The organism is Pseudomonas sp. PICF141 (genome assembly GCF_002286815.1).
GTDB lineage: Bacteria > Pseudomonadota > Gammaproteobacteria > Pseudomonadales > Pseudomonadaceae > Aquipseudomonas.
This window is the reverse complement of record NZ_MUNM01000086.1, coordinates 1-23,728: the sequence shown is the minus strand read 5'-3', so window position 1 is coordinate 23,728 and position 23,728 is coordinate 1. Positions and strand designations below refer to the sequence as shown.

The following is a 23,728-nucleotide window of genomic DNA, read 5'->3' as shown; positions in this document are numbered from 1 at the left end:
CGCGATGTGAATCCTTTAACTGAGGTCGCGGTGGCGGACCTGGACGTTCTTCAAGGTTTTTTGCAGGACCTGACCCAGACGTTCAGTCAGGTAGACAGAGCGGTGATGCCCGCCTGTGCAGCCAATGGCAATGGTGACATAGGCGCGATTGCTGGCGGCAAAGCGGGGTAGCCACTTGAGCAAGTACGAAGAAATGTCCTGGAACATCTCTTCGACGTCCGGTTGTGCCGCCAGGTACTCGGCCACCGATTGATCGAGCCCGGACTGTGCTCGTAGCTCCGGCTTCCAGTAAGGGTTGGGCAGGCAGCGCACGTCGAACACCAGATCGGCGTCCACCGGCATGCCACGCTTGAACCCGAAAGATTCCACCAGGAACGCAGTGCCGGGCTCCGGCTGGTTCAGCAGGCGCAACTTGATGGTATCGCGTAGCTGATACAGGTTCAGATTGGTGGTGTTGACCTTGAGGTCGGCCAGATCGGCGATAGGCCCCAGCAGATTGCTTTCATCCTGGATCGCCTCCGCCAGCGAACGATTGGCGCTGCTCAGCGGGTGACGACGGCGAGTTTCCGAAAAGCGCTTGAGCAAGGTTTCTTCGTCGGCGTCCAGATACAGCACATCGCACTGGATATGTCGGCTGCGGACCTCTTCCAGCAATTCGGGGAACCGTGACAGGTGGCTTGGCAGGTTGCGTGCATCAATGGACACGGCCACCAGCGGTTGTGCCAGTTCGGTGTGGATCAGCGCGCGTTCGGCCAGTTCCGGCAGCAAGCCGGCAGGCAAGTTGTCGATGCAGTAATAGCCGTTGTCCTCGAGCACGTCGAGGGCGGTACTTTTACCTGAGCCGGAACGGCCGCTGACGATGATCAGGCGCATGATTAGTGACCGTTCTGCTCGTCCAGGACAACCTGATACAAGGCTTCGTTGCTCGGGGCGCTGCGCAGTTTTTCACGCACTTCCTTGCGATCGAGCATGCTGGCGATCTGGCGCAGCAATTCCAGGTGAGCATCGGTGGCGGCTTCCGGGACCAGCAACACAAACAGCAGGTCAACCGGGGCACCGTCGATGGCGTCGAAATCGATAGGGGCTTCCAGGTGCAGCAACGCACTGATTGGCGAGGTGCAACCTTTGAGCCGGCAATGGGGAATGGCGATGCCGTTGCCGAAACCGGTAGAACCGAGTTTCTCACGGGCAATCAGGGCCTCGAAGACGTCCTGCATTTCCAGATCCGGTACTTCGCGGTGGATAAGGTTGGCAATTTGCTCGAGGGCTTTCTTTTTACTGCCACCCGGCGCGTTCACTTGGGAACGGCCGGGGGTCAGGATGGTTTCTAGTCGGATCATGGATTGGGGGTGTTAACGACCGGTCGCGCCCTGGAGGAGGCTCTGGGTCTTTTCCTTATGCTTTTTGAGTTGGCGATCCAGCTTGTCGGTCAGCAGGTCGATGGCGGCATACATGTCCGTATGCTCGGCATTGGCGACCACTTCTCCGCCGGGAATATGCAGCGTGGCTTCGATTTTCTGCAGCAGTTTTTCGACGTTCATCGTGACTTGCACATTGGTGATCTTGTCGAAATGCCTCTCTAATCGGTCGAGTTTTTCGCCGATGTAGGTGCGCAGGGGTTCGGTCACTTCCAGTTGGTGTCCACTGATGTTGACTTGCATACAGCTTCTCCTTCGTTGCCAGTGCATAAAGCGGCAGGCAGAAATGCCTGCCACTGGAACGCTGTGGCCAGCCCGGCGGTTACATCAACCGCTTCCGTTCGCTGGAAGGCGCGATCCCCAGGGATTCGCGGTACTTGGCGACGGTGCGACGGGCTACCTGAATGCCTTGTGCCTCCAGTAAACCAGCGATCTTGCTGTCACTCAACGGCTTTTTCTGATTTTCCGCAGCAACCAGTTTTTTGATGATCGCGCGGATGGCTGTGGACGAGCATTCACCGCCTTCTGAGGTGCTGACGTGGCTGGAGAAAAAGTATTTCAATTCATAGATGCCCCGCGGGGTATGCATGAATTTTTGCGTGGTCACCCGTGAAATCGTCGATTCATGCATGCCGACTGCTTCGGCGATGTCATGCAGCACCAACGGCTTCATGGCTTCGTCTCCGTACTCGAGAAAGCCGCGTTGATGCTCGACGATCTGGGTGGCGACTTTCATCAGGGTTTCATTGCGGCTTTGCAGGCTCTTGATGAACCAGCGAGCCTCCTGCAGCTGATTACGCATGAAAGTGTTGTCGGCACTGGTATCGGCGCGACGCACGAAACCGGCGTATTGGGCATTGACCCGCAGGCGTGGTACCGATTCCTGATTCAATTCCACCAGCCAGCGTTCGTTGTCCTTGCGCACGATCACGTCGGGAACGACGTATTCGGCTTCAGTCGACTCGATCTGCGAACCCGGCCGCGGGTTGAGGCTCTGGACCAATTCGATGACCTGACGCAGTTCATCTTCCTTGAGCTTCATGCGACGCATCAGCTGGCTGTAATCGCGGCTGCCGAGCAGGTCGATGTAATCGGTAACCAGGCGCTTGGCTTCGGCCAGCCAAGGGGTCTTGGCGGACAACTGGCGCAGTTGCAGCAGCAGGCATTCGCCGAGGTTGCGGGCGCCGATGCCGGCGGGTTCGAATTGCTGGATGCGGTGCAGGACGGCTTCGATTTCGTCCAGTTCGATGTCCAGTTCCGGGTCGAAGGCTTCGAGGATTTCCTCGAGGGTTTCGTCCAGGTAACCCTGATTGTTGATGCAATCGATCAGGGTCACTGCGATCAGGCGATCGGTGTCGGACATCGGTGCCAGGTTCAGTTGCCACAGCAAATGGCTTTGCAGGCTTTCACCGGCCGATGTGCGGGTGGTGAAATCCCACTCGTCGTCATCATTGCTCGGCAGGCTGCTGGCGCTGGTCTGGTAGACGTCCTCCCAGGCTGTGTCGACGGGCAATTCGTTGGGGATTCGTTCGTTCCAGTCGCCTTCCTCGAGGTTGTCCACCGTCGGGGTGGTTTCCTGGTAAGAGGGCTCCTGAATATCGGGGTTGGGTTTCTGTTCGGCGCTATCGGCCAAAGGATCGGCGTTATCGAAGTCGTCGCCTTCTTCCTGGCGTTCGAGCATCGGATTGGACTCCAGGGCCTCCTGGATTTCCTGTTGCAGGTCCAGGGTCGACAATTGGAGCAGGCGGATGGCCTGTTGCAGCTGCGGTGTCATCGTCAGCTGCTGGCCCATTCTCAAGACTAGCGATGGTTTCATGGCAGGGGCTTAACACCTTATTCGCCGGCGCACATGCGCCATCCACTACAGAGCGCCGAAGCGCCAAACATAAGCAAATTATATGCCCGAAACTGAAGTGTTTGCCTAGAGCGCTGTAACAATAAAAAGTTATTGATTTTTTATTGAAGCGAGCGCTCCCTCGACGACCCGGGGCAGCTCAGGTGCCTACAGGCGGAACTCGTGGCCCAGATACACTTCCTTGACCAGTTCATTGGCGAGGATGGTGGCGGAGTCACCTTCAGCGATCAATTGACCATCGTTGACGATGTAGGCGGTTTCGCAGATATCCAGGGTTTCACGAACGTTGTGGTCCGTGATCAGCACGCCAATGCCTTTGGCCTTGAGGTGGTGGATGATTTGCTTGATATCGCCAACCGAAATCGGGTCCACGCCGGCGAAGGGTTCGTCGAGGAGGATGAATTTCGGGTTGGTAGCCAGTGCCCGGGCGATTTCCACGCGGCGGCGTTCGCCACCGGACAGGCTCATGCCGAGATTGTCGCGGATGTGATGAATGTGGAACTCCTGCATCAGGCTTTCCAGCTCTTGGCGACGACCGGCCTTGTCGAGTTCCTTGCGGGTCTCGAGGATGGCCATGATGTTGTCGGCCACCGACAGTTTGCGGAAGATCGACGCTTCTTGAGGAAGATAGCCGATACCCGCCTTCGCACGACCGTGCATCGGCTGGTGGCTGACGTCCAGGTCGTCGATCAACACGCGACCCTGATCAGCCTGTACCAGGCCGACAATCATGTAGAAACAGGTGGTTTTACCGGCGCCGTTAGGGCCAAGCAGGCCGACGATCTGACCGCTGTCGATGGACAGGCTGACGTCGCGCACGACCTGACGGCTCTTGTAGCTCTTGGCCAGATGCTGAGCTTTCAGAGTTGCCATTACTGGGCCTTTTGCTCGTCGGTTTTCTTCTTCGGCTGGATCACCATGTCGATGCGAGGACGTGCCTCGGTGACCTTGTTACCCGTGGCGCGACCGGCGCTTGCAAGCTTTTTGGCCGTGTCGTAGACGATTTTCTCGCCTTGGGTGACGTTGTTGTCCTTATCGATGACTTTGGCGCGATCGATCAGCACGACACGGTTTTGCGAGGCGTGGTACTGGATCGTTACGCCATAACCCTGGACCGGCTTGGTATCGCCCGCCGTTTGCAGTTGCTCGAAGTAGGCGAGGTTGCCCACCGAGGTCACCACGTCGATGTCGCCGGCCGGGGTGCGGGTGATGGTCACGGTATTGCCGGTGACCTTCATCGAGCCCTGGGTGATGATCACATCGCCCTTGTAGGTGGCAACGCCGTTCTTGTCGTCCAGTTGGGCATCGTCGGCCTGAATGCGGATAGGCTGCTCTTGATCGTTCGGCAGAGCCCAGGCGCTCACGCTTCCCAGTGCTGCGCCCAGACTGAGCAAAATAGGGAGAGTTTTAACGAGCCTCATACTGTCCTCTTACGTTCGATAGCAGGTGTATCCTGCTTTCTTTCAAGTACGCTTTCATTCCGTTGCCTGTCGATACACCGCCAGCGCCGTCGATTCTAACGGGTTGATCGGTCTGCGCATATTGCTCCTGCGGGAACACTGTCATACGGGTAGTAGTAATCAGGGTTTTGCGGTTTTTTTCGTCGAAACGCGTAATGCGTACCGAGTCAATCAGCTCGACCTGAGTGCCATCCGGGTTGACTTCGCCGCGCTCGCTCTGGACGTGCCAGGGGAATTCGGTGCCCCGGAACATGTTCAGGTCCGGATTGGTCAGCAACGTGACTTCGCTCGCTTTCACGTGTTCGACCTTGTCCGAGGTCATCTCGTATTGCAGTTTGCCGTCTGGCAGGTACTGCACGCTGTGGGCGTTGATGGCGTAATAGTCGATCGCGCTTTCATCGACCTTCACAACTGGCTTGTCGAGGAAGCGTTCCGGGCTGATGTTCCAGTAGCCGACCGCCGCAAAAATTGCAGCGATGCAACCAAACACCAGGATGTTACGAATTTTTTTGCTCAGCATGATGGGCTCACAGGTACGCGGCGTTGGCCGCATCAAGGTGGCCCTGGGCGCGCAGGATCAATTCGCAGAACTCCCGAGCGGCACCCTCGCCACCGCGGGCCTGAGTGATGCCGTGGGCGTGTTCGCGCACGAAACTGGCGGCGCTGGCCACCGCCATGCCAAGGCCGACACGGCGAATCACCGGCAGGTCTGGCAGGTCGTCGCCCAGGTAGGCCACTTGTTCATAGCTCAGGTTGAGTTGGCCAAGCAGTTCGTCGAGTACCACCAGTTTGTCTTCGCGGCCCTGATAAAGGTGCGCAATGCCGAGGTTCTTGGCGCGCCGTTCAACCACAGGGGTCTTGCGGCCACTGATGATAGCGGTCTGCACACCAGCGGCCATCAACATCTTGATGCCCTGGCCGTCGAGGGTGTTGAACGTCTTGAATTCGCTACCGTCTTCGAGGAAGTACAGGCGCCCGTCGGTCAGCACGCCATCGACGTCAAACACCGCCAGTTTGATCTGTTTGCCACGTTGCAGCAGGTCGGTGCTCATTACATTACTCCCGCACGCAGCAAATCGTGCATGTTCAAGGCGCCGACCGGTCGATCTTCATCGTCGACCACTACCAGTGCGTTGATCTTGTGGTCTTCCATGATTTTCAGGGCCTCGGCGGCGAGCATCTCGGGGCGGGCGGTCTTGCCGTGGGCGGTCATCACTTCATCAATGGTGGTGCTGTGGATATCGATGGTGCGGTCCAGCGTGCGGCGCAGGTCGCCGTCGGTGAAGATCCCGGCGAGCTTTCCATCGGTGCTTAATATGACGGTCATGCCCAATCCCTTGCGGGTCATTTCCATCAGGGCATCCTTGAGCAGCGTGCCGCACATCACCTGCGGCAATTCGGTGCCGGCATGCATCACGTTTTCCACTTTCAGCAGCAAGCGGCGGCCGAGGGCACCTCCCGGGTGGGAAAAAGCGAAATCTTCAGCGGTAAAGCCGCGCGCTTCAAGCAAGGCGACGGCCAGAGCATCACCCATGACCAGTGCGGCGGTGGTCGACGAGGTGGGTGCCAGATTCAGCGGGCAGGCTTCATGCTCGACGCTTGCATTGAGGTTGACTTCCGCTGCCTTGGCCAGCGGTGACTCGGGGTTGCCGGTCAGGCTGATCATTTGAATGCCTTGGCGTTTGATCAACGGCAGCAAGGTGACGATCTCGTTGGTGGAACCGGAGTTCGACAGCGCCAGAATGATGTCGTCGCGGGTGATCATGCCCATGTCGCCATGGCTGGCCTCGGCCGGGTGCACGAAAAAAGCCGTGGTGCCGGTGCTGGCCAGGGTGGCGGCAATCTTGTTGCCGATGTGCCCCGATTTGCCCATGCCGACCACAACCACGCGGCCTTTGCTGGCCAGAATCATCTCGCACGCACGTACGAAATCGGCATCGATATGGGGTAGCAAGCCTTGTACGGCCTCCAGTTCCAAACGGATGGTACGTTGTGCGGATTGAATCAGGTCGCTGGATTGGTTCATGTCGGAAATCAAATAGCCTGATGAAAAGGCGGCGATTATAACGGTAATGATCAAAACCCTCACGCTAGTTCGTCGCGGTTTGTCATTCCTTGTTACCGAATCCTCTTTAAATAGATGATTTCAGGCGATCTTGTTGCTGAACATGCCCGGCTTGGGCCTTGGGCGCTTGAGCTTTGCAGTGATATAGTTCGCCGCCAGTTCGGCCTGCCCGGGAAGGTATGTGCTTTCGCCAGAAAGCCAGGCGTCCGAGTGAGAGGCTGCATCGCAAGGAGTTTAGATGAGTGCCGATAACGCCTACGCGGTCGAGCTGAAGGGACTGACCTTCAAGCGCGGTACGCGCAGCATTTTCAATAACGTCGATATCCGCATCCCGCGCGGCAAGGTCACCGGTATCATGGGACCTTCCGGGTGTGGCAAGACCACGCTGTTGCGGCTGATAGGCGCGCAATTGCGCCCCACCAGCGGCGAAGTCTGGGTCAATGGGCAGAACCTGCCAACACTGTCGCGCAACGATCTGTTCGATGCGCGCAAGCACATGGGTGTGCTGTTTCAGAGCGGTGCATTGTTTACCGACCTTGATGTGTTCGAGAACGTCGCCTTTCCGCTGCGTGTTCATACAGCGCTGCCTGAAGAAATGATCCGCGACATTGTCCTGCTCAAATTGCAGGCTGTTGGCTTGCGTGGCGCCATCGACCTGATGCCTGACGAATTGTCCGGCGGCATGAAACGTCGCGTCGCCTTGGCCCGGGCAATTGCGCTCGATCCGCGAATTCTTATGTACGACGAGCCCTTCGTCGGCCAGGACCCGATCGCCATGGGCGTGCTGGTGCGCCTGATCCGCCTGCTCAACGATGCCCTGAACATCACCAGTATCGTGGTCTCCCACGACCTGGCCGAGACCGCGAGCATCGCCGACCACCTTATCGTGGTGGGCGACGGGCAGGTGTTGGGTCAAGGCTCGCCCAAGGATCTGATGAAATCCGATGAGCCACGTGTTCGTCAATTTTTGACTGGCGAACCCGACGGCCCGGTCGCATACCACTTTCCAGCGCCGGATTACCGCGCAGATCTTCTGGGGAAGCGTTGATGCGCAAAATCACACTAATAGAAAGGGTGCGCCGTTTCGGCTATGCCGGCATCGACGTGATGGCGGTGTTTGGGCGTTCGGCGTTGTTCCTGTTCCATGCCTTGCTCGGTCGTGGCGGCATCGGCGGCGGTTTTGGCTTGCTGGTCAAGCAACTGCATTCGGTGGGCGTGATGTCCCTGGTGATCATCGTGGTCTCCGGGGTGTTCATCGGCATGGTGCTGGCCCTGCAGGGGTTCAATATTCTGTCCAGCTACGGTTCGGAACAGGCCGTCGGGCAGATGGTTGCGTTGACGCTGCTGCGTGAACTGGGGCCGGTAGTCACCGCCTTGCTGTTCGCCGGGCGCGCAGGTTCGGCGCTGACCGCCGAAATCGGCAACATGAAGTCCACCGAGCAATTGTCCAGCCTGGAAATGATCGGGGTCGACCCGCTCAAGTACATCATTGCTCCGCGTCTGTGGGCCGGCTTCATTTCCTTGCCGGTGCTGACGACGATTTTCAGCGTGGTGGGTATCTGGGGCGGTTCGTGGGTGGCCGTCGACTGGCTGGGGGTTTATGAAGGCTCCTACTGGTCGAACATGCAAAACAGCGTGACGTTTGTCGACGATGTGCTCAACGGCATTATCAAAAGCATGGTATTTGCCTTCGTCGTGACCTGGATCGCCGTATTCCAAGGCTATGACTGCGAGCCCACTTCCGAGGGGATCAGTCGTGCCACTACCAAGACCGTGGTGTATGCCTCTTTGGCTGTGCTCGGCCTGGACTTTATCTTGACCGCCTTGATGTTTGGAGATTTCTGATGCAAAACCGCACCCTGGAAATCGGTGTCGGCCTTTTCTTGCTGGCTGGCATCCTGGCTTTGCTGTTGCTTGCGCTGCGGGTCAGCGGTCTGGCTCCGACGGCGAGCACCGATACTTATAAACTTTATGCATATTTCGACAATATCGCCGGTTTGACGGTCAGAGCTAAAGTGACCATGGCCGGTGTCACCATCGGCAAAGTCACTGCAATCGATCTGGACCGCGACAGCTTCACCGGTCGGGTGACCATGCAACTGGAAAAGCGCGTAGATAATCTGCCGACCGATTCCACTGCATCTATCCTGACCGCTGGCCTGTTGGGTGAGAAATACATCGGTATCAGCGTGGGCGGGGAAGAAGCCTTGCTCAAGGAAGGGGGAACCATCCACGACACGCAGTCGTCGCTGGTGCTCGAGGACCTGATCGGTAAATTCCTGCTCAATACCGTTAGCAAAGACGCTAAATGAGGAGCTTTTGAATGATCTCTATCTTGCGACGTGGCCTGTTGGTGATACTCGCGGCCTTTCCGTTGATGGCTAACGCCGTGGCGGCACAGTCGGCGCACGAACTGGTGCAAGACACCACCAACCGGTTGTTGGCGGATCTTGCCGCCAACAAGGAAAAGTACAAGCAGGACCCACAAGACTTTTATACGGCGCTCAATACCATCGTCGGACCTGTGGTGGATGCCGAAGGTATTTCCAAAAGCATCATGACGGTCAAGTATTCGCGCAAGGCTACGCCCGAGCAGATGCAAAGGTTCGTCGAAAACTTCAAAAGAGGCCTGTTCCAGTTCTATGGCAATGCTTTGCTTGAATACGACAACCAGGGCATCGTCGTCGATCCTGCCAAGGAAGAATCGGGAGACCGTACCAGCGTTGGCATGACCGTCAAAGGCAGTAACGGCGCGATCTATCCTGTGTCTTACACACTTGAAAAGATCAATGGCGAGTGGAAACTGCGCAACGTGATCATCAACGGCATCAACATTGGCAAGCTGTTCCGCGATCAGTTCGCTGATGCGATGCAGCGCAATGGCAACGATCTGGACAAAACCATCGATGGTTGGGCCGGGGAAGTCGCCAAAGCCAAGGAAGTCACCGAGAAATCCACCGAGAATCAAACCCAATGAGTGAGTCGGCCATCCGCATGAGCGAAGCCGGCGAGCTGTTGCTCAGTGGCGTGCTGAATTACCGTACGGGCCCCAACTTGCGCAAGCAGGGGCAGGCGCTGATCAAGTCCAGCAACGCGGCTGCGCTGGTGGTCGACTGCTCCGCGGTGGAAAAGTCCAGCAGTGTCGGCTTGTCGCTGTTGCTGTGTTTCATGCGCGATGCCCAGGCGGCCGGAAAGGCCCTGAGCATTCGCGCGATGCCCGACGATATGCGCGAAATCGCTCAGGTCAGCGAATTGACCGAGCTGTTGGCGCACCCCTGAACCGCATCTATAAAGAAGCCCCCCGTCAGAGTCCTGTGAATGCGGGGTTCGCAGGCGCGGGGCTTTTTTGTATGATGTCCGACCCGCGCGCACAGGGCGCCGATTGAGGTTGAGCATGCAGGCCAACGAAGTAAAGAGCTTCCTTGAAGAAAAGCTGTCCGTTTCTCTGTCACAAGTGCAGGTGGAAGTTGAGGGCGAAGGCTGCAACTTTCAGCTGAACGTGATTAGCGATGAACTGGCGGCGTTGAGCCCGGTGAAGCGTCAGCAGCAGATCTATGCCCATTTGAACCCATGGATCGCCGATGGCAGCATCCATGCGGTCACTATGAAATTTTTCAGCAGCGCGGCCTGGGCCGAGCGCACCTGAGCCCAAGGGCGTCGAGATTCTTATGGATAAATTGATTATTACTGGCGGTGCTCGTCTTGACGGCGAAATCCGCATCTCCGGGGCAAAGAACTCTGCCTTGCCGATCCTGGCTGCAACCCTGCTGTGTGATGGCCCGGTGACCGTTGCCAACCTGCCGCACCTGCACGACATCACGACCATGATCGAGCTGTTCGGTCGCATGGGCATCGAGCCGGTGATCGACGAGAAGCTCAGCGTCGAAATCGACCCGCGCACCATCAAGACCCTGGTCGCGCCGTACGAGCTGGTGAAAACCATGCGTGCCTCGATCCTGGTGCTGGGCCCGATGGTTGCCCGTTTCGGTGAAGCCGAAGTCGCACTGCCTGGCGGTTGCGCCATCGGTTCGCGTCCGGTCGACTTGCACATCCGTGGCCTCGAAGCCATGGGAGCGGTGATCGACGTCGAAGGTGGCTACATCAAGGCCAAGGCTCCTGAAGGTGGCCTGCGTGGTGCGCACTTCTTCTTCGATACCGTCAGCGTGACCGGTACCGAGAACATCATGATGGCTGCCGCTCTGGCCAAGGGCCGCAGCGTGCTGGCAAACGCCGCTCGCGAGCCTGAAGTCGTCGACCTGGCGAACTTCCTGAACGCCATGGGTGCGAAGGTTTCCGGTGCCGGCACCGATACCATCACCATTGATGGCGTCGAGCGTCTGCACCCGACCACCTACAAAGTAATGCCAGACCGTATCGAAACCGGCACCTACCTGGTGGCGGCAGCGGTAACCGGCGGTCGCGTGAAGGTCAAGGACACTGATCCGACCATTCTCGAAGCCGTTCTGGAAAAGCTTCGCGAATCGGGTGCTGAAATCACCTGCGGCGAAGACTGGATCGAGCTGAACATGCACGGCAAGCGGCCAAAAGCCGTCAACGTGCGGACCGCTCCATACCCGGCGTTCCCGACCGACATGCAGGCGCAGTTCATCTCCCTCAACGCTATTGCCGAAGGCACTGGCGCGGTGATCGAGACGATCTTCGAAAACCGCTTCATGCACGTTTACGAACTGCACCGCATGGGCGCTCACATTCAGGTCGAAGGCAACACCGCCATCGTCACCGGTATCGAAAAGCTCAAGGGCGCGCCAGTAATGGCCACCGACCTGCGTGCTTCGGCCAGCCTGGTGATCTCGGCGCTGATCGCCGAAGGCGATACCCTGATCGACCGCATCTACCACATCGACCGTGGTTACGAGTGCATCGAAGAGAAACTGCAGATGCTCGGCGCGAAGATTCGCCGCGTACCGGGCTAGTTTCTGCTGCAAGGGTGCAGGGACGCGCCCGTTGAATTCGTTTCAAGTCGAGCCTGTTTCAGGTTCGATGTGTGTCCGGCGCCATTTGCGACCGGGCATCAGTAGCCTGATAAGGACTGACGTTTCCCATGCTGACTATCGCACTGTCCAAGGGCCGCATCCTTGACGACACCCTGCCGCTTCTGGCTGAAGCGGGCATCGTGCCGACCGAGAATCCGGACAAGAGCCGCAAGCTGATCATCCCCACGACCCAGGCCGATGTGCGCCTGCTGATCGTACGCGCCACCGATGTGCCGACCTACGTCGAGCATGGTGCCGCGGACCTCGGTGTCGCCGGTAAAGATGTGCTGATGGAATACGGCGGCCAGGGTCTGTACGAGCCTCTGGACCTGCGAATTGCCCTCTGCAAGCTGATGACCGCCGGCCGTGTCGGTGATGTCGAGCCCAAGGGCCGTCTGCGGGTAGCGACCAAGTTCGTCAACGTCGCCAAGCGTTACTACGCCGAGCAAGGCCGTCAGGTCGACATCATCAAGCTCTACGGCTCGATGGAGTTGGCGCCGCTGATCGGTCTTGCAGACAAGATCATCGACGTGGTCGACACCGGTAACACCCTGCGCGCCAATGGCCTGGAACCCCAGGATTTCATTGCCGACATCAGCTCGCGGCTAATCGTCAACAAAGCTTCGATGAAAATGCAACACGCCCGTATCCAGGCGTTGATCGACACCCTGCGCAAGGCAGTGGAGTCTCGACACCGCGGCTGATTTACCTGCGCGACCTTGAGTCGCGCCGTCTATCCGCCTCATAGCCAGAATTCTCAGGTGCCCAAGCGGATCGAATGTTAGCTTCGGGCGCCTGAGTTTTTGCCAATCCTATGAGGCTCTCGCTATGACCGCACCGACTGCAATTCGCCGACTCAACGCTGCCGACCCGGATTTCGCACATCATCTGGATCATCTGCTGAGCTGGGAAAGTGTGTCTGACGACTCGGTCAATCAGCGGGTGCTGGACATCATCAAGGCGGTGCGCGAGCGCGGCGACGCAGCGCTGGTGGAATTCACCCAGAAGTTCGACGGCCTGCAGGTCGACTCCATGGCAGACCTGATTCTGCCGCGTGAACGCCTGGAACTGGCCCTGACCCGCATCACCGCGCCTCAGCGTGAAGCCCTGGAAAAGGCCGCGACTCGCGTGCGCAGCTACCACGAAAAGCAAAAGCAGGATTCCTGGAGCTACACCGAAGCCGACGGCACAGTGTTGGGCCAGAAGGTCACGCCGCTGGATCGCGCCGGTCTGTATGTGCCGGGCGGCAAAGCGTCATACCCCTCTTCAGTACTGATGAACGCTATTCCAGCCAAGGTTGCCGGCGTGAGCGAAGTGGTCATGGTCGTGCCGACACCGCGCGGCGAGATCAACGAGCTGGTGCTGGCCGCGGCCTGCATTGCCGGGGTTGACCGGGTGTTCACCATCGGCGGCGCCCAGGCCGTTGCGGCGCTGGCTTACGGCACCGAAAGCGTGCCGAAGGTCGACAAGGTTGTCGGCCCTGGCAACATCTATGTCGCCACCGCCAAGCGCCACGTGTTCGGTCAGGTCGGCATCGACATGATCGCCGGCCCCTCCGAGATCCTCGTGGTGTGTGACGGCCAGACCGATCCGGACTGGATTGCCATGGACCTGTTCTCCCAGGCCGAGCACGACGAAGACGCCCAGGCAATTCTGGTCAGCCCGGACGCCGAGTTCCTCGACCAGGTCGCGGCGAGCATCGCCAAACTGCTGCCGACCATGGAGCGCGCTGAAATCATCGAAACCTCGATCAACGGTCGCGGTGCGCTGATCAAGGTTCGTGACATGGAACAAGCCATCGAAGTGGCCAACCGTATTGCGCCCGAGCACCTGGAGTTGTCGGTTGCCGACCCGCAGGCCTGGTTGCCGCAGATCCGCCACGCCGGCGCGATCTTCATGGGCCGCCACACGTCCGAAGCCTTGGGCGATTATTGCGCTGGCCCGAACCACGTGCTGCCAACGTCCGGCACCGCGCGCTTCTCTTCGCCGCTGGGTGTTTATGACTTCCAGAAACGTTCGTCGATCATCTTCTGCTCAGAGCAGGGTGCCTCCGAACTGGGCAAAACCGCTTCCGTGCTGGCCCGTGGCGAGTCGTTGACCGCCCACGCCCGCAGCGCCGAATACCGCATCGTTGACGATAAGAAGGGCAGCTGAGCATGAGTAAATTCTGGAGTCCCTTCGTCAAGAACCTGGTGCCTTACGTGCCGGGCGAGCAACCGAAGCTGGCAAAACTGGTGAAGCTCAACACCAACGAAAACCCATACGGCCCATCGCCCAAAGCGTTGGCCGCGATGCAGACCGAACTGAACGACAACCTGCGTCTGTACCCGGACCCGAACAGCGACCTGCTCAAGCAGGCTGTCGCCAGGTACTACGGCGTGCAGGGCAATCAAGTGTTCCTCGGCAACGGTTCCGATGAAGTCCTGGCGCACATTTTCCACGGTTTGCTGCAACATGATCAGCCGTTGTTGTTCCCGGACATCAGCTACAGCTTCTACCCGGTCTACTGCGGCTTGTACGGCATCGCATTCGACGCGGTGCCGCTGGATGAACAGTTCCAGATCAATCCGGCGGATTATGCCAAGCCGAACGGCGGGATCATTTTTCCGAATCCGAACGCACCGACCGGTTGCCTGTTGGCGCTGGACGCGGTCGAGCAGATGCTCAAGGCCAGCCCGGATTCAGTGGTCGTGGTGGATGAGGCTTACATCGATTTCGGTGGTGAAACGGCGATCACGCTGGTAGACCGGTATCCGAACCTGTTGGTGACTCAGACCCTGTCCAAGTCCCGTTCACTGGCAGGCCTGCGGGTTGGCCTGGCGGTCGGGCATCCGGACCTGATCGAGGCGCTGGAGCGGATCAAGAACAGCTTCAACTCCTACCCGCTGGACCGTCTGGCGATTGTCGGGGCAGCCGCGGCGTTCGAAGATCGTGAGTATTTCGACAAGACCTGCCGGTTGGTCATCGAAAGTCGCGAGAAAGTGGTCGCGCAGCTGCAAGCGAAAGGATTTGAGGTGCTGCCCTCGGCGGCAAACTTCATTTTTGCCCGTCATCCGAAGCACGATGCGGCAGGGCTGGCGGCGAAGTTGCGCGAACAAGGCGTGATCGTGCGGCACTTCAAGCAAGAACGGATTGCCCAGTTCCTGCGGATTACCATCGGTACGCCGGAGCAGAATCAGGCACTGATCGACGCACTGGGCGACCTGTAACACCCCCAGACTGATCATTCCCATGCTCCGCGTGGGAATGCATCCCGTGACGCTCTGCGTCACAGTGGACGCAGAGCATCCATGGCGGCATTCCCACGCAGAGCGTGGGAACGATCATTCGGGGTTAATCGTGATGCGCTTCGCCCACAAAAGTCAGCGACGTGAACAGCCCACGTGTCGCCACATCCGGATTGTCCTTCAGCGGAACTTCCACCTGCGCCGCAATCACATTCAACCCTTCATTACGCACCAATACTTGCGCCCGACCCTCTGCATCGGTCTCGGTGCTTAACGTATCCGGCGCGCTGCGATAGTCGCCCACCAACTTCACGCCCGCCGCCGGCTTACCGTCCAGCAGCACTCGAACCGGCAACGACTTGCCCGGCCCCACGGTTAGCGGATCAACTTCCGGCACAATCAACAATTTCATTTGATCGAGCTTCGGCAGCTTCGCCCCCGGCTGGTAGATTGCCAGGCTGTATTTGAACGTCTCGGTCGACTCGATGGCCCCCGGCACTTTGCTGCGTCCTTCGTTGATCCATTGCTTATCCGCCGTTTGCGACCACATGCCATTGTTCAGCGCTACCGCCATCACTGCTGGCGGTTTCAGCGGTTGCAGACGGGCATGGTCGGCCAGACGTTGCACATCAACCGGGATCATTTTTCCGGCAACGTCATACGCCCAGGCGCCACTGATTTTCTGCGCCTTGAACGCGTTGTCTTCGGCGCCGTGGCCGTAGATGACTTCGATGTTGCTGCGACGTTGTTCGGTCCAGAGACCGTGGGCCGAGACTTGACTGGCGCTTAACAGGCCGAGCAGCAGACCAGGCAGTGCCAGGGACTTCAGATGTTGCATGGTGGACGTCCTTTTACAGGTTGAGTGTCAGGCTGAGGGTAAAATTGCGCGGTTCTCCGGGATTGACCCAGTAGTTGCTGTAGGAGCGCTCGAAGTATTTCTCGTCGAAAAGGTTGTTCAGGTTCAGGCCCACGGTGAGGTTTTCGCTGGCCTTGTAATGGGCCAGCAGATCCACGGTGTGATACGCCGGCAATTGGAAATCGCTGCCGGCTTCACCCGAGCGATCGCCGACATAGGTGAACGCTGCGCCAAGGTCCGAACCGCGCAGATGGCCGTCCTGGAATTCATAAACGCCCAACAGACTGCCGCTGCGTTTGGCCACGCCAAGAATTCGGCTGCCGGTGGGAATCACCTTGTCGCCTTGGGTGACTTCGGCGTCGATGTACGCGAAAGCACCGATCACTCGCACGGCGTCGGTCACTTGCCCGGTGACTTGCAAATCGAACCCCTGGCTGCGGGCCTTGCCCATGGCGCGGCTGGAGTCGGTGCTTGGGTCGAGGGCCAGGACGTTTTCCTTTTCGATATGGAAGGCGGCGAGGGTGGTGCTCAGGCGATCGTCGAACAGCTCACTCTTGACCCCGACTTCGTAACCGACGCCTTCTTCCGGGTCGAAGGATTTACCGGCGGCGTCCAGGCCGTTGTTCGGTTTGAATGAGGTGGAGGCGTTGGCGAATAACCCCACTTCGGGCGTCAGTTGGTAGAGCAGACCGGCTCGCTGGGTCAGCGCGTCGTGGCGCTGGCGGCTGGTGGCGTTGCGGCTGTGATCGTCGATGCTTTGTTCGAAATGTTCGACGCGCGCACCGAGCAAGCCGCGCAGTTTGTCGGTGAAGACGATCTGGTCCTGAAGGTTCAGCGCCCGGCTTTCTACATGCTCGAAGAAGTCAGTCCCGGAGCGTGCGCCATTGGGTTTCGGCTGGCCGTAGATCGGTCGATAGATATCGATCGCGTAAGGGCCGCCGGCAATGGTCGTGACCCGTTCCTTCTTGCGGAAATTCTCGTATTCGCTGCCGATCAACAGGTCGTGTTGCCAACTGCCAATGTCGAACAAGCCACGCAGCTCGAGTTGAGTGATGCTGTCATGCCAGTTGGAATCGCGCTCACGATAGCGACGGTTGACGGTATGGCCGTCGGCGTTCAAGGGACGACTTTCGGAGGCGAAGCCCCAGAGTTTGCCTTCTTTGTAATGGCTGGCGAGGCGCAGTTTCCAGCGGTCGTTGAGCTGATGTTCGAGGGCGGCTTGCAGCAGATTGTTGTGGTTGTCGATATCGCCATCGTTGGGTTCGCCAAGGAAAGTCGAACGGGAGACGCCGCTCCATTTGTTGTTCGGCGCGACGACACCGCGATCGAAGGTCGAGCTGTGGCGCACGAATTCGCTTTCCACCAACAGGCTGGTGTCCGGGTTCAGTTGCCAGCTGAAGGAAGGCGCAACGAACACACGCTGGCTGTCGACATGATCGCGAAAGCTGTGGTTGTCCTCCACGGCCAGGTTCACGCGGGACAGAACGTTGCCCTGATCATCCAGTGGCGTATTGACGTCCACCGCGGTGCGATAGCGATCCCAGCTGCCAGCGCTGGTTTGCAGCGTGGTGAAGGCTTCAGGCTGGGGTTTCTTGGTGACGATGTTCACCGTGCCGCCCGGATCGCCACGACCGTAGAGGCTGGCGGCCGGGCCTTTGAGCACTTCGACGCGTTCGATGTTGGCCACGTCCGGCGTACTTGGATAGCCGCGGTTGGCACTGAAGCCGTCCTTGTAGAACTCCGACGTGGTGAAGCCGCGAACGCTGTATTCGTAGAGCGTCAGGCCGCCGAAGTTGTTCTGCTTCGACACACCGCCGGCAAATTCCAGTGCGCGCTCGACGCTGGTGCTGCCCAGGTCCTTGAGCACACTGACGGGAACCACACTGATCGATTGCGGGATATCGCGAATGGCCGTGTCGGTTTTGGTTGCACTGGAGGAGCGCGTGGCGCGGTAACCCTTGACCGGGCCGGTGGGGGATTCGTAGTCGGAGGTGACGCTGATGGCGTCCAGTTCAACAGTTTTCGATTCTTCGGCGAAGACCGGATTCCCCAGCAAACCGAGGGCCAGGCCTGCGAGGGAAGCCATTGTTCGAGACGACATGTTATGTTGTTCCAATAATTTTATTGAAACAATATAACATGCCTAATGAGAATGTCTGCTGTTAACAGCTTCGCAGTTATGGAGCTGCTTAGGGTGCAGCTCCTGGCGGCTTACTCGCCTTCTTTTTCCTTGATCGGCGCGGGTGGCGGACGCAGACCGATTTCCGCCGTGAGCTTGAGCTCTTTACCGTTGCGCATCACCTGTATGGTGACCTTGTCGGTCGGCTTGATTCGCGCTACCTGGTTCATCGAGCGGCGACCGTCGCCGGCCGGTTCACCGTCGATGCTCAGGATCACATCGCCCAATTGCAGGCCGGCCTTCTGTGCCGGGCCGTCACGGAAAATCCCCGCAACCACGATCCCCGGACGCCCGGACAGCCCAAACGATTCCGCCAGTTCCTGACTCAACGGTTGCACTTCGATACCGAGCCAGCCGCGAATCACCTGGCCGTGTTCGATGATCGACTTCATCACTTCCATCGCCAGTTTGACCGGGATGGCGAAGCCGATGCCCTGAGAACCGCCGGACTTGGAGAAGATCGCCGTGTTGATGCCGGTCAGGTTGCCATTGGCGTCCACCAGCGCACCGCCGGAGTTGCCGGGGTTGATCGCGGCGTCGGTCTGGATGAAGTCTTCGTAGTTGTTCAGCCCCAGCTGATTGCGCCCGGTGGCGCTGATGATGCCCATGGTCACGGTCTGGCCGACGCCGAAGGGGTTGCCGATGGCCAGGGCCACATCGCCGATGCGGATGTTGTCGGAGCGGCCGACGGTGATCGATGGCAGGTTTTTCAGGTCGATCTTCAATACCGCGAGGTCGGTTTCCGGATCGCTGCCAATAACCCGGGCCAGGGTTTCACGACCGTCCTTGAGCGCCACCACGATCTGGTCGGCACCGCTGGTCACATGGTTGTTGGTCAGCAGGTAACCTTCCGGGCTCATGATCACGCCCGAACCGAGGCTCGATTCCATGCGCTTCTGCTTGGGCGAGTTGTCGCCGAAGAAGCGGCGGAACTGCGGATCTTCGAACAGCGGATGGCTGGGCTTGTTGACCACTTTGGTGGTGTACAGATTGACCACCGACGGCGCAGCCGTGGTCACCGCGTCTGCATAGGACACCGGGCCCTGCTGCAGACCGAGGGTTTGTGGGGCTTGCTGCAGATTGACATCCAGGTTCGGTAGCCCGACCCATTGCGGATAACGCTGCATAATCAATAGAGCGATAAGAACGCCGGCTAACAGCGGCCAGCCGGAAAAACGCAGCGCCTTGAGCATTAAGCAAGTCCTACAAAGGTTGCAGGCGGTGTGAGACCGCCCATAATGTCGCGCATTATACGAGGCCGCGCGTGCCTCTGAACGGGATATTTAGGAGTCTTTTATGGCCGTTGCCCTGAGTACTCTGGTCGAAGAAGCCGACCGCTACCTGGCAAGTGCGAAGATCGCCGATTACTGCCCTAATGGTTTGCAGGTCGAAGGCCGGCCGCAAGTGATGCGCATCGTCAGTGGGGTTACCGCAAGCCAGGCGTTGCTGGACGCCGCGGTGGAGGCTCAGGCCGATCTGGTGCTGGTGCATCACGGCTATTTCTGGAAAGGCGAGAACCCGTGCATCACCGGCATGAAGCAGCGCCGGTTGAAAACGCTGCTCAAGCACGATATCAGCCTGCTGTCCTACCACTTGCCGCTGGATCTGCACCCGGAAGTCGGGAACAACGTGCAGCTTGCCCGGCAACTGGACATCACCGTCGAAGGCCCGCTGGATCCGGATAATCTGAAAGTCGTTGGCCTGGTCGGTTCGTTGAGCGAACCGATGACTCCTCGCGATTTCGCCCGTCGCGTGCAGGAAGTCATGGGGCGCGAGCCATTGCTGATCGAAGGCAGCGCGATGATTCGTCGGGTCGGTTGGTGCACCGGTGGCGGCCAGGGGTACATTGATCAGGCGGTATTGGCCGGCGTCGATCTGTACCTCAGCGGCGAGGCCTCCGAGCAAACGTTCCACAGCGCCCGGGAAAACGACATCAGCTTCATCGCTGCCGGCCATCACGCCACTGAACGTTACGGCGTGCAGGCTTTGGGCGATTACCTGGCGCGACGTTTCGCGCTCGAGCATATCTTCATCGATTGCCCGAACCCTATTTGATTTCAAAACTGAAGGGGGTTGGCCTGTAGGAGCGAGGCTTGCCCGCGAAGAACGATAACGCGGTGCATCAGGCATACCGCGTAATCGTTCTTCGCGGGCAAGCCTCGCTCCTACAGGGGGAGAGCCCAAACGAGGGGGTATATTCATATACCCTTTCGATCTAGTCCGCGGCCTGATTAGAAGAGAGCGCTGTGCTAGGATTCCCCGCTCGAACACGGCCCGCAGGCCGTCCATAAGATCGTTTTCGTGAGTAGCCATGGTCGACAAACTGACGCATCTCAAACAGCTGGAGGCCGAAAGCATCCACATCATCCGCGAGGTCGCCGCCGAGTTCGATAACCCGGTGATGCTGTACTCCGTCGGTAAAGACTCCGCCGTGATGCTGCACCTGGCACGCAAGGCGTTCTTCCCGGGCAAACTTCCGTTTCCGGTGATGCACGTCGACACCCAGTGGAAGTTCAAGGCAATGTACGCGTTCCGCGACCGCATGGTCGAAGAACTCGGCCTGGACCTGCTGGTGCACGTGAATCCCGAGGGCGTTGCGCAGGGTATCAACCCGCTCACCCATGGCAGTGCCAAGCACACCGATATCATGAAGACCGAAGGCCTCAAGCAGGCCCTCGACAAGCATGGTTTCGACGCCGCATTCGGTGGCGCCCGTCGCGACGAAGAGAAGTCCCGGGCCAAGGAGCGCGTGTATTCCTTCCGTGACACCAAGCACCGCTGGGACCCGAAAAACCAGCGTCCCGAGTTGTGGAACGTCTACAACGGCAACGTCAACAAGGGCGAATCGATCCGCGTATTCCCGTTGTCGAACTGGACCGAGCTGGACATCTGGCAGTACATCTACCTCGAAGGCATCCCGATCGTGCCGCTGTATTTTGCAGCCGAGCGCGACGTTATCGAGATGAATGGCACCTGGATCATGATCGACGACGAGCGCCTGCTCAACCACCTGAGCGATGAAGACAAGGCGCGCATCGTCAAGAAGAAGGTCCGTTTCCGTACGCTGGGCGACTACCCGTTGACCGGTGCGGTCGAGTCCGAGGCCACCAGCCTGACCGACATCATTCAGGAAATGCTCCTGACGCGAACTTCCGAACGCCAGGGCCGGGTCATCGATCACGATGGCGCCGGTTCGATGGAAGAAAAGAAACGTCAGGGATACTTTTAAGCTTCGAGTTACAAGCGGCAAGCTGCAAGTTAAGGGTGGTATGCGTAATTTCGCAGTTTGATGCTTGCAGCTGGGTGTTGCGAGCCGTTATCGGATGACTCGCAATGGATTTCGAGAAGCTGATTGTCTGGCAGAGAAGCAAGTGTTTGGCAGTAAGGATCTATAGAGAGTTGTCGAGATGTGGGGACTTTGGCTTCAAGGATCAAATTACCCGCTCTGCACTTTCGGTGCCTTCCAATATTGCTGAAGGAATGGAGCGTTGTGGTCCCAAGGAAAAAGTACATTTTCTTTGGGTGGCGAAAGCTTCATGCGGTGAGTTGCGCACTCAGATCCTCATCGGCCGTGAAATTGCCTACATCGCTGATCCTCTGGCTGACGATTGGATTACAGAAACCCGCGAGCTTTCAAGAATGCTATGCGGCTTGATCAACAAAATTTCTGAGTAGCTGTACGCCGACAAGCTTGCCGCTTGAAGCTTACAGCTTGGAGCTCGAATGCAATGAGTCACGCATCTGATTTGATCAGCGAGGACATCCTCGCCTACCTGGGCCAGCACGAACGCAAGGAAATGCTGCGCTTTCTGACCTGTGGCAACGTCGACGACGGCAAGAGCACCCTGATCGGGCGCCTGCTGCACGACTCCAAGATGATCTACGAAGATCACCTGGAAGCCATCACCCGCGACTCGAAAAAAGTGGGCACCACCGGTGAAGACATCGACCTGGCGTTGCTGGTCGACGGCTTGCAGGCCGAGCGTGAGCAGGGCATCACCATTGATGTCGCCTACCGTTATTTCTCCACCGCCAAACGCAAATTCATCATCGCCGATACCCCCGGCCATGAGCAGTACACCCGCAACATGGCCACCGGTGCCTCCACCTGTGACCTGGCGATCATCCTGGTCGACGCCCGCTACGGCGTGCAGACGCAGACTCGTCGCCACAGCTTTATCGCCTCGTTGCTGGGCATCAAGCACATCGTTGTCGCCATCAACAAGATGGACCTCAACGGCTTCGACGAAAGCGTGTTCGAGTCGATCAAGGCCGATTACCTGAAGTTCGCCGAAGGCATCGCATTCAAGCCGACCACCATGGCGTTCGTGCCGATGTCCGCGCTCAAGGGCGACAACGTCGTGAACAAGTCCGAGCGCTCGCCCTGGTACACCGGCCAGTCGCTGATGGAAATTCTCGAAACCGTCGAAATCGCCAGCGACCGCAACTACACCGACCTGCGTTTCCCGGTGCAGTACGTCAACCGTCCGAACCTGAACTTCCGTGGTTTCGCCGGCACCCTGGCCAGCGGCATCGTGCACAAGGGCGACGAAGTCGTGGTGTTGCCGTCGGGCAAGAGCAGCCGCGTTAAATCCATTGTCACCTTCGAAGGTGAGCTGGAGCACGCCGGTCCCGGTCAAGCGGTGACGCTGACCATGGAAGACGAAATCGACATTTCCCGGGGCGACTTGCTGGTGCATGCCGACAATCAGCCGCAAGTGACTGACGCCTTCGACGCCATGCTGGTGTGGATGGCCGAAGAGCCGATGCTGCCGGGCAAGAAATACGACATCAAACGCGCCACGACCTACGTGCCGGGTTCGATCACCAGCATCGTCAATCGCGTGGACGTGAACACCCTGGCCGAAGGTCCCGCTAGCTCGCTGCAGTTGAACGAGATCGGTCGGGTCAAGATCAGCCTCGACGCGGCCATCGCGCTGGACGGTTACGACAGCAACCGCACCACCGGCTCGTTCATCGTCATCGATCGACTGACCAACGGCACGGTCGCGGCCGGCATGATCATCGCCCAGCCGTTGAGCCATGGCAGCAGCACCCACCACGGCAAACTGGCGCATGTGGCTACCGAAGAACGTGCCCAGCGCTTTGGTCAGCAACCGGCCACCGTGTTGTTCAGCGGCTTGTCGGGCGCGGGCAAAAGCACCCTGGCCTACGCGGTTGAACGCAAGTTGTTCGACATGGGCCGCGCGGTGTTCGTGCTCGATGGCCAGAACCTGCGTCATGACCTGAACAAAGGTCTGCCACATGATCGCGCCGGGCGTACCGAAAACTGGCGTCGTGCGGCGCACGTCGCCCGGCAGTTCAACGAAGCCGGTCTGCTGACCCTGGCGGCCTTCGTTGCACCGAGTGCTGAAGGTCGTGAGCAGGCCAGGGAACTGATCGGCAAAGAGCGTCTGCTGACGGTCTACGTCCAGGCCTCGCCGACGGTCTGTGCCGAGCGTGATCCGCAAGGTCTGTACGCGGCGGGTGGCGACAACATTCCGGGCGAATCCTTCCCCTACGACGTGCCGCTGAATGCCGATCTGGTAATCGACACCCAGTCGCTGTCGGTGGAAGAAAGCGTCAGGCAAGTGCTGGATCTGCTGCGTCAGCGTGGTGCGATCTAAGCGTTAGCCGGTAAAAAGAAACCCGCCGATGAGTGATCATCGGCGGG

26 protein-coding genes are annotated in these 23,728 nt (G+C 58.8%); 14 read left to right on the top strand and 12 right to left on the bottom strand.

The window, feature by feature from the left end:
* Positions 1-15 precede the first annotated feature (15 nt).
* From rapZ to BZL43_RS25495, 9 genes are all read right to left on the bottom strand, one after another.
* On the bottom strand, positions 16-873 hold the full coding sequence (gene rapZ, locus BZL43_RS25535) for an RNase adapter RapZ (RefSeq protein ID WP_095634841.1): 858 nt from the start codon (positions 871-873) through the stop codon (positions 16-18).
* A 2-nt stretch (positions 874-875) separates the two neighbouring features.
* A complete protein-coding gene (ptsN, locus tag BZL43_RS25530) occupies positions 876-1,340 on the bottom strand; it encodes a PTS IIA-like nitrogen regulatory protein PtsN (protein ID WP_007901530.1) in 465 nt (154 codons plus the stop codon).
* Positions 1,341-1,352: 12 nt separating this feature from the next.
* Complete coding sequence (hpf, locus tag BZL43_RS25525) at positions 1,353-1,661, bottom strand: ribosome hibernation-promoting factor, HPF/YfiA family (RefSeq protein ID WP_003178005.1); 309 nt, start codon at positions 1,659-1,661, stop codon at positions 1,353-1,355.
* A gap of 79 nt (positions 1,662-1,740) precedes the next feature.
* Positions 1,741-3,234 (bottom strand): RNA polymerase factor sigma-54, encoded by a 1,494-nt coding sequence (locus BZL43_RS25520; RefSeq protein WP_095634840.1) that lies wholly within the window; start codon positions 3,232-3,234, stop codon positions 1,741-1,743.
* A 186-nt stretch (positions 3,235-3,420) separates the two neighbouring features.
* Positions 3,421-4,146: an LPS export ABC transporter ATP-binding protein gene (gene lptB, locus BZL43_RS25515; RefSeq protein ID WP_095634839.1), complete on the bottom strand. Its 726-nt coding sequence runs from the start codon at positions 4,144-4,146 to the stop codon at positions 3,421-3,423.
* Positions 4,146-4,694, bottom strand: a complete 549-nt coding sequence (lptA, locus tag BZL43_RS25510; protein ID WP_095634838.1) for a lipopolysaccharide transport periplasmic protein LptA — start codon at positions 4,692-4,694, stop codon at positions 4,146-4,148. Before lptA ends, lptB begins: the two co-directional genes overlap by 1 nt.
* Positions 4,681-5,253 carry an LPS export ABC transporter periplasmic protein LptC gene (gene lptC, locus BZL43_RS25505; RefSeq protein WP_095634837.1) on the bottom strand — a complete coding sequence of 191 codons (573 nt, stop codon included), beginning with the start codon at positions 5,251-5,253 and terminating at the stop codon, positions 4,681-4,683. Before lptC ends, lptA begins: the two co-directional genes overlap by 14 nt.
* 7 nt (positions 5,254-5,260) lie before the next feature.
* The gene (locus BZL43_RS25500; RefSeq protein ID WP_095634836.1) at positions 5,261-5,785 is read right to left on the bottom strand and encodes an HAD family hydrolase; all 525 of its coding nucleotides are present in this window, start codon (positions 5,783-5,785) and stop codon (positions 5,261-5,263) included.
* On the bottom strand, positions 5,785-6,759 hold the full coding sequence (locus BZL43_RS25495) for a KpsF/GutQ family sugar-phosphate isomerase (RefSeq protein WP_095634835.1): 975 nt from the start codon (positions 6,757-6,759) through the stop codon (positions 5,785-5,787). Before BZL43_RS25495 ends, BZL43_RS25500 begins: the two co-directional genes overlap by 1 nt.
* A 277-nt stretch (positions 6,760-7,036) precedes the next feature.
* Between BZL43_RS25495 and BZL43_RS25490 the strand changes: the two genes are divergently transcribed.
* The 10 genes from BZL43_RS25490 (at position 7,037) to hisC (ending at position 15,001) form a co-directional block, all read left to right on the top strand.
* A complete protein-coding gene (locus tag BZL43_RS25490) occupies positions 7,037-7,846 on the top strand; it encodes an ATP-binding cassette domain-containing protein (protein WP_095634834.1) in 810 nt (269 codons plus the stop codon).
* Positions 7,846-8,643, top strand: a complete 798-nt coding sequence (gene mlaE / locus BZL43_RS25485) for a lipid asymmetry maintenance ABC transporter permease subunit MlaE (protein ID WP_095634833.1) — start codon at positions 7,846-7,848, stop codon at positions 8,641-8,643. Before BZL43_RS25490 ends, mlaE begins: the two co-directional genes overlap by 1 nt.
* On the top strand, positions 8,643-9,110 hold the full coding sequence (gene mlaD / locus BZL43_RS25480) for an outer membrane lipid asymmetry maintenance protein MlaD (RefSeq protein ID WP_095634832.1): 468 nt from the start codon (positions 8,643-8,645) through the stop codon (positions 9,108-9,110). Before mlaE ends, mlaD begins: the two co-directional genes overlap by 1 nt.
* 11 nt (positions 9,111-9,121) lie before the next feature.
* Complete coding sequence (locus BZL43_RS25475; protein WP_095634831.1) at positions 9,122-9,775, top strand: phospholipid-binding protein MlaC; 654 nt, start codon at positions 9,122-9,124, stop codon at positions 9,773-9,775.
* Positions 9,772-10,077 (top strand): lipid asymmetry maintenance protein MlaB, encoded by a 306-nt coding sequence (locus BZL43_RS25470; RefSeq protein ID WP_095634830.1) that lies wholly within the window; start codon positions 9,772-9,774, stop codon positions 10,075-10,077. The genes BZL43_RS25475 and BZL43_RS25470 overlap by 4 nt, the downstream gene beginning before the upstream one ends.
* A gap of 115 nt (positions 10,078-10,192) precedes the next feature.
* The gene (locus tag BZL43_RS25465) at positions 10,193-10,444 is read left to right on the top strand and encodes a BolA family protein (protein WP_095634829.1); all 252 of its coding nucleotides are present in this window, start codon (positions 10,193-10,195) and stop codon (positions 10,442-10,444) included.
* A gap of 22 nt (positions 10,445-10,466) precedes the next feature.
* On the top strand, positions 10,467-11,732 hold the full coding sequence (gene murA, locus BZL43_RS25460) for a UDP-N-acetylglucosamine 1-carboxyvinyltransferase (protein WP_095634828.1): 1,266 nt from the start codon (positions 10,467-10,469) through the stop codon (positions 11,730-11,732).
* 128 nt (positions 11,733-11,860) lie between these two features.
* Positions 11,861-12,496 carry an ATP phosphoribosyltransferase gene (gene hisG, locus BZL43_RS25455; protein ID WP_007901570.1) on the top strand — a complete coding sequence of 212 codons (636 nt, stop codon included), beginning with the start codon at positions 11,861-11,863 and terminating at the stop codon, positions 12,494-12,496.
* A gap of 124 nt (positions 12,497-12,620) precedes the next feature.
* Positions 12,621-13,946 (top strand): histidinol dehydrogenase, encoded by a 1,326-nt coding sequence (gene hisD, locus BZL43_RS25450; protein ID WP_095634827.1) that lies wholly within the window; start codon positions 12,621-12,623, stop codon positions 13,944-13,946.
* Positions 13,947-13,948: 2 nt separating this feature from the next.
* The gene (gene hisC, locus BZL43_RS25445) at positions 13,949-15,001 is read left to right on the top strand and encodes a histidinol-phosphate transaminase (protein ID WP_095634826.1); all 1,053 of its coding nucleotides are present in this window, start codon (positions 13,949-13,951) and stop codon (positions 14,999-15,001) included.
* Between the two features lie 124 nt (positions 15,002-15,125).
* Here the strand turns inward: hisC and BZL43_RS25440 are convergent, their stop codons facing one another.
* The 3 genes from BZL43_RS25440 to algW form a co-directional block, all read right to left on the bottom strand.
* On the bottom strand, positions 15,126-15,857 hold the full coding sequence (locus BZL43_RS25440; RefSeq protein WP_095634825.1) for a DUF4198 domain-containing protein: 732 nt from the start codon (positions 15,855-15,857) through the stop codon (positions 15,126-15,128).
* A 13-nt stretch (positions 15,858-15,870) separates the two neighbouring features.
* On the bottom strand, positions 15,871-17,976 hold the full coding sequence (locus tag BZL43_RS25435) for a TonB-dependent siderophore receptor (RefSeq protein ID WP_095634824.1): 2,106 nt from the start codon (positions 17,974-17,976) through the stop codon (positions 15,871-15,873).
* 110 nt (positions 17,977-18,086) lie between these two features.
* On the bottom strand, positions 18,087-19,247 hold the full coding sequence (algW, locus tag BZL43_RS25430) for a Do family serine endopeptidase AlgW (RefSeq protein ID WP_095634823.1): 1,161 nt from the start codon (positions 19,245-19,247) through the stop codon (positions 18,087-18,089).
* A 103-nt stretch (positions 19,248-19,350) separates the two neighbouring features.
* On the opposite strand from algW, the gene BZL43_RS25425 reads away from it, so the two are divergent.
* The 4 genes from BZL43_RS25425 to cysN all read left to right on the top strand — a co-directional run bounded on the left by BZL43_RS25425 (position 19,351) and on the right by cysN (position 23,681).
* Complete coding sequence (locus BZL43_RS25425; protein ID WP_095634822.1) at positions 19,351-20,109, top strand: Nif3-like dinuclear metal center hexameric protein; 759 nt, start codon at positions 19,351-19,353, stop codon at positions 20,107-20,109.
* Between the two features lie 256 nt (positions 20,110-20,365).
* Entirely contained in the window at positions 20,366-21,283 is a 918-nt protein-coding gene (cysD, locus tag BZL43_RS25420) for a sulfate adenylyltransferase subunit CysD (protein WP_095634821.1), read from the top strand.
* A 104-nt stretch (positions 21,284-21,387) separates the two neighbouring features.
* Positions 21,388-21,729 carry a four helix bundle protein gene (locus BZL43_RS25415; protein ID WP_007901593.1) on the top strand — a complete coding sequence of 114 codons (342 nt, stop codon included), beginning with the start codon at positions 21,388-21,390 and terminating at the stop codon, positions 21,727-21,729.
* Between the two features lie 53 nt (positions 21,730-21,782).
* A complete protein-coding gene (cysN, locus tag BZL43_RS25410; protein WP_095634820.1) occupies positions 21,783-23,681 on the top strand; it encodes a sulfate adenylyltransferase subunit CysN in 1,899 nt (632 codons plus the stop codon).
* Positions 23,682-23,728: the final 47 nt, after the last annotated feature.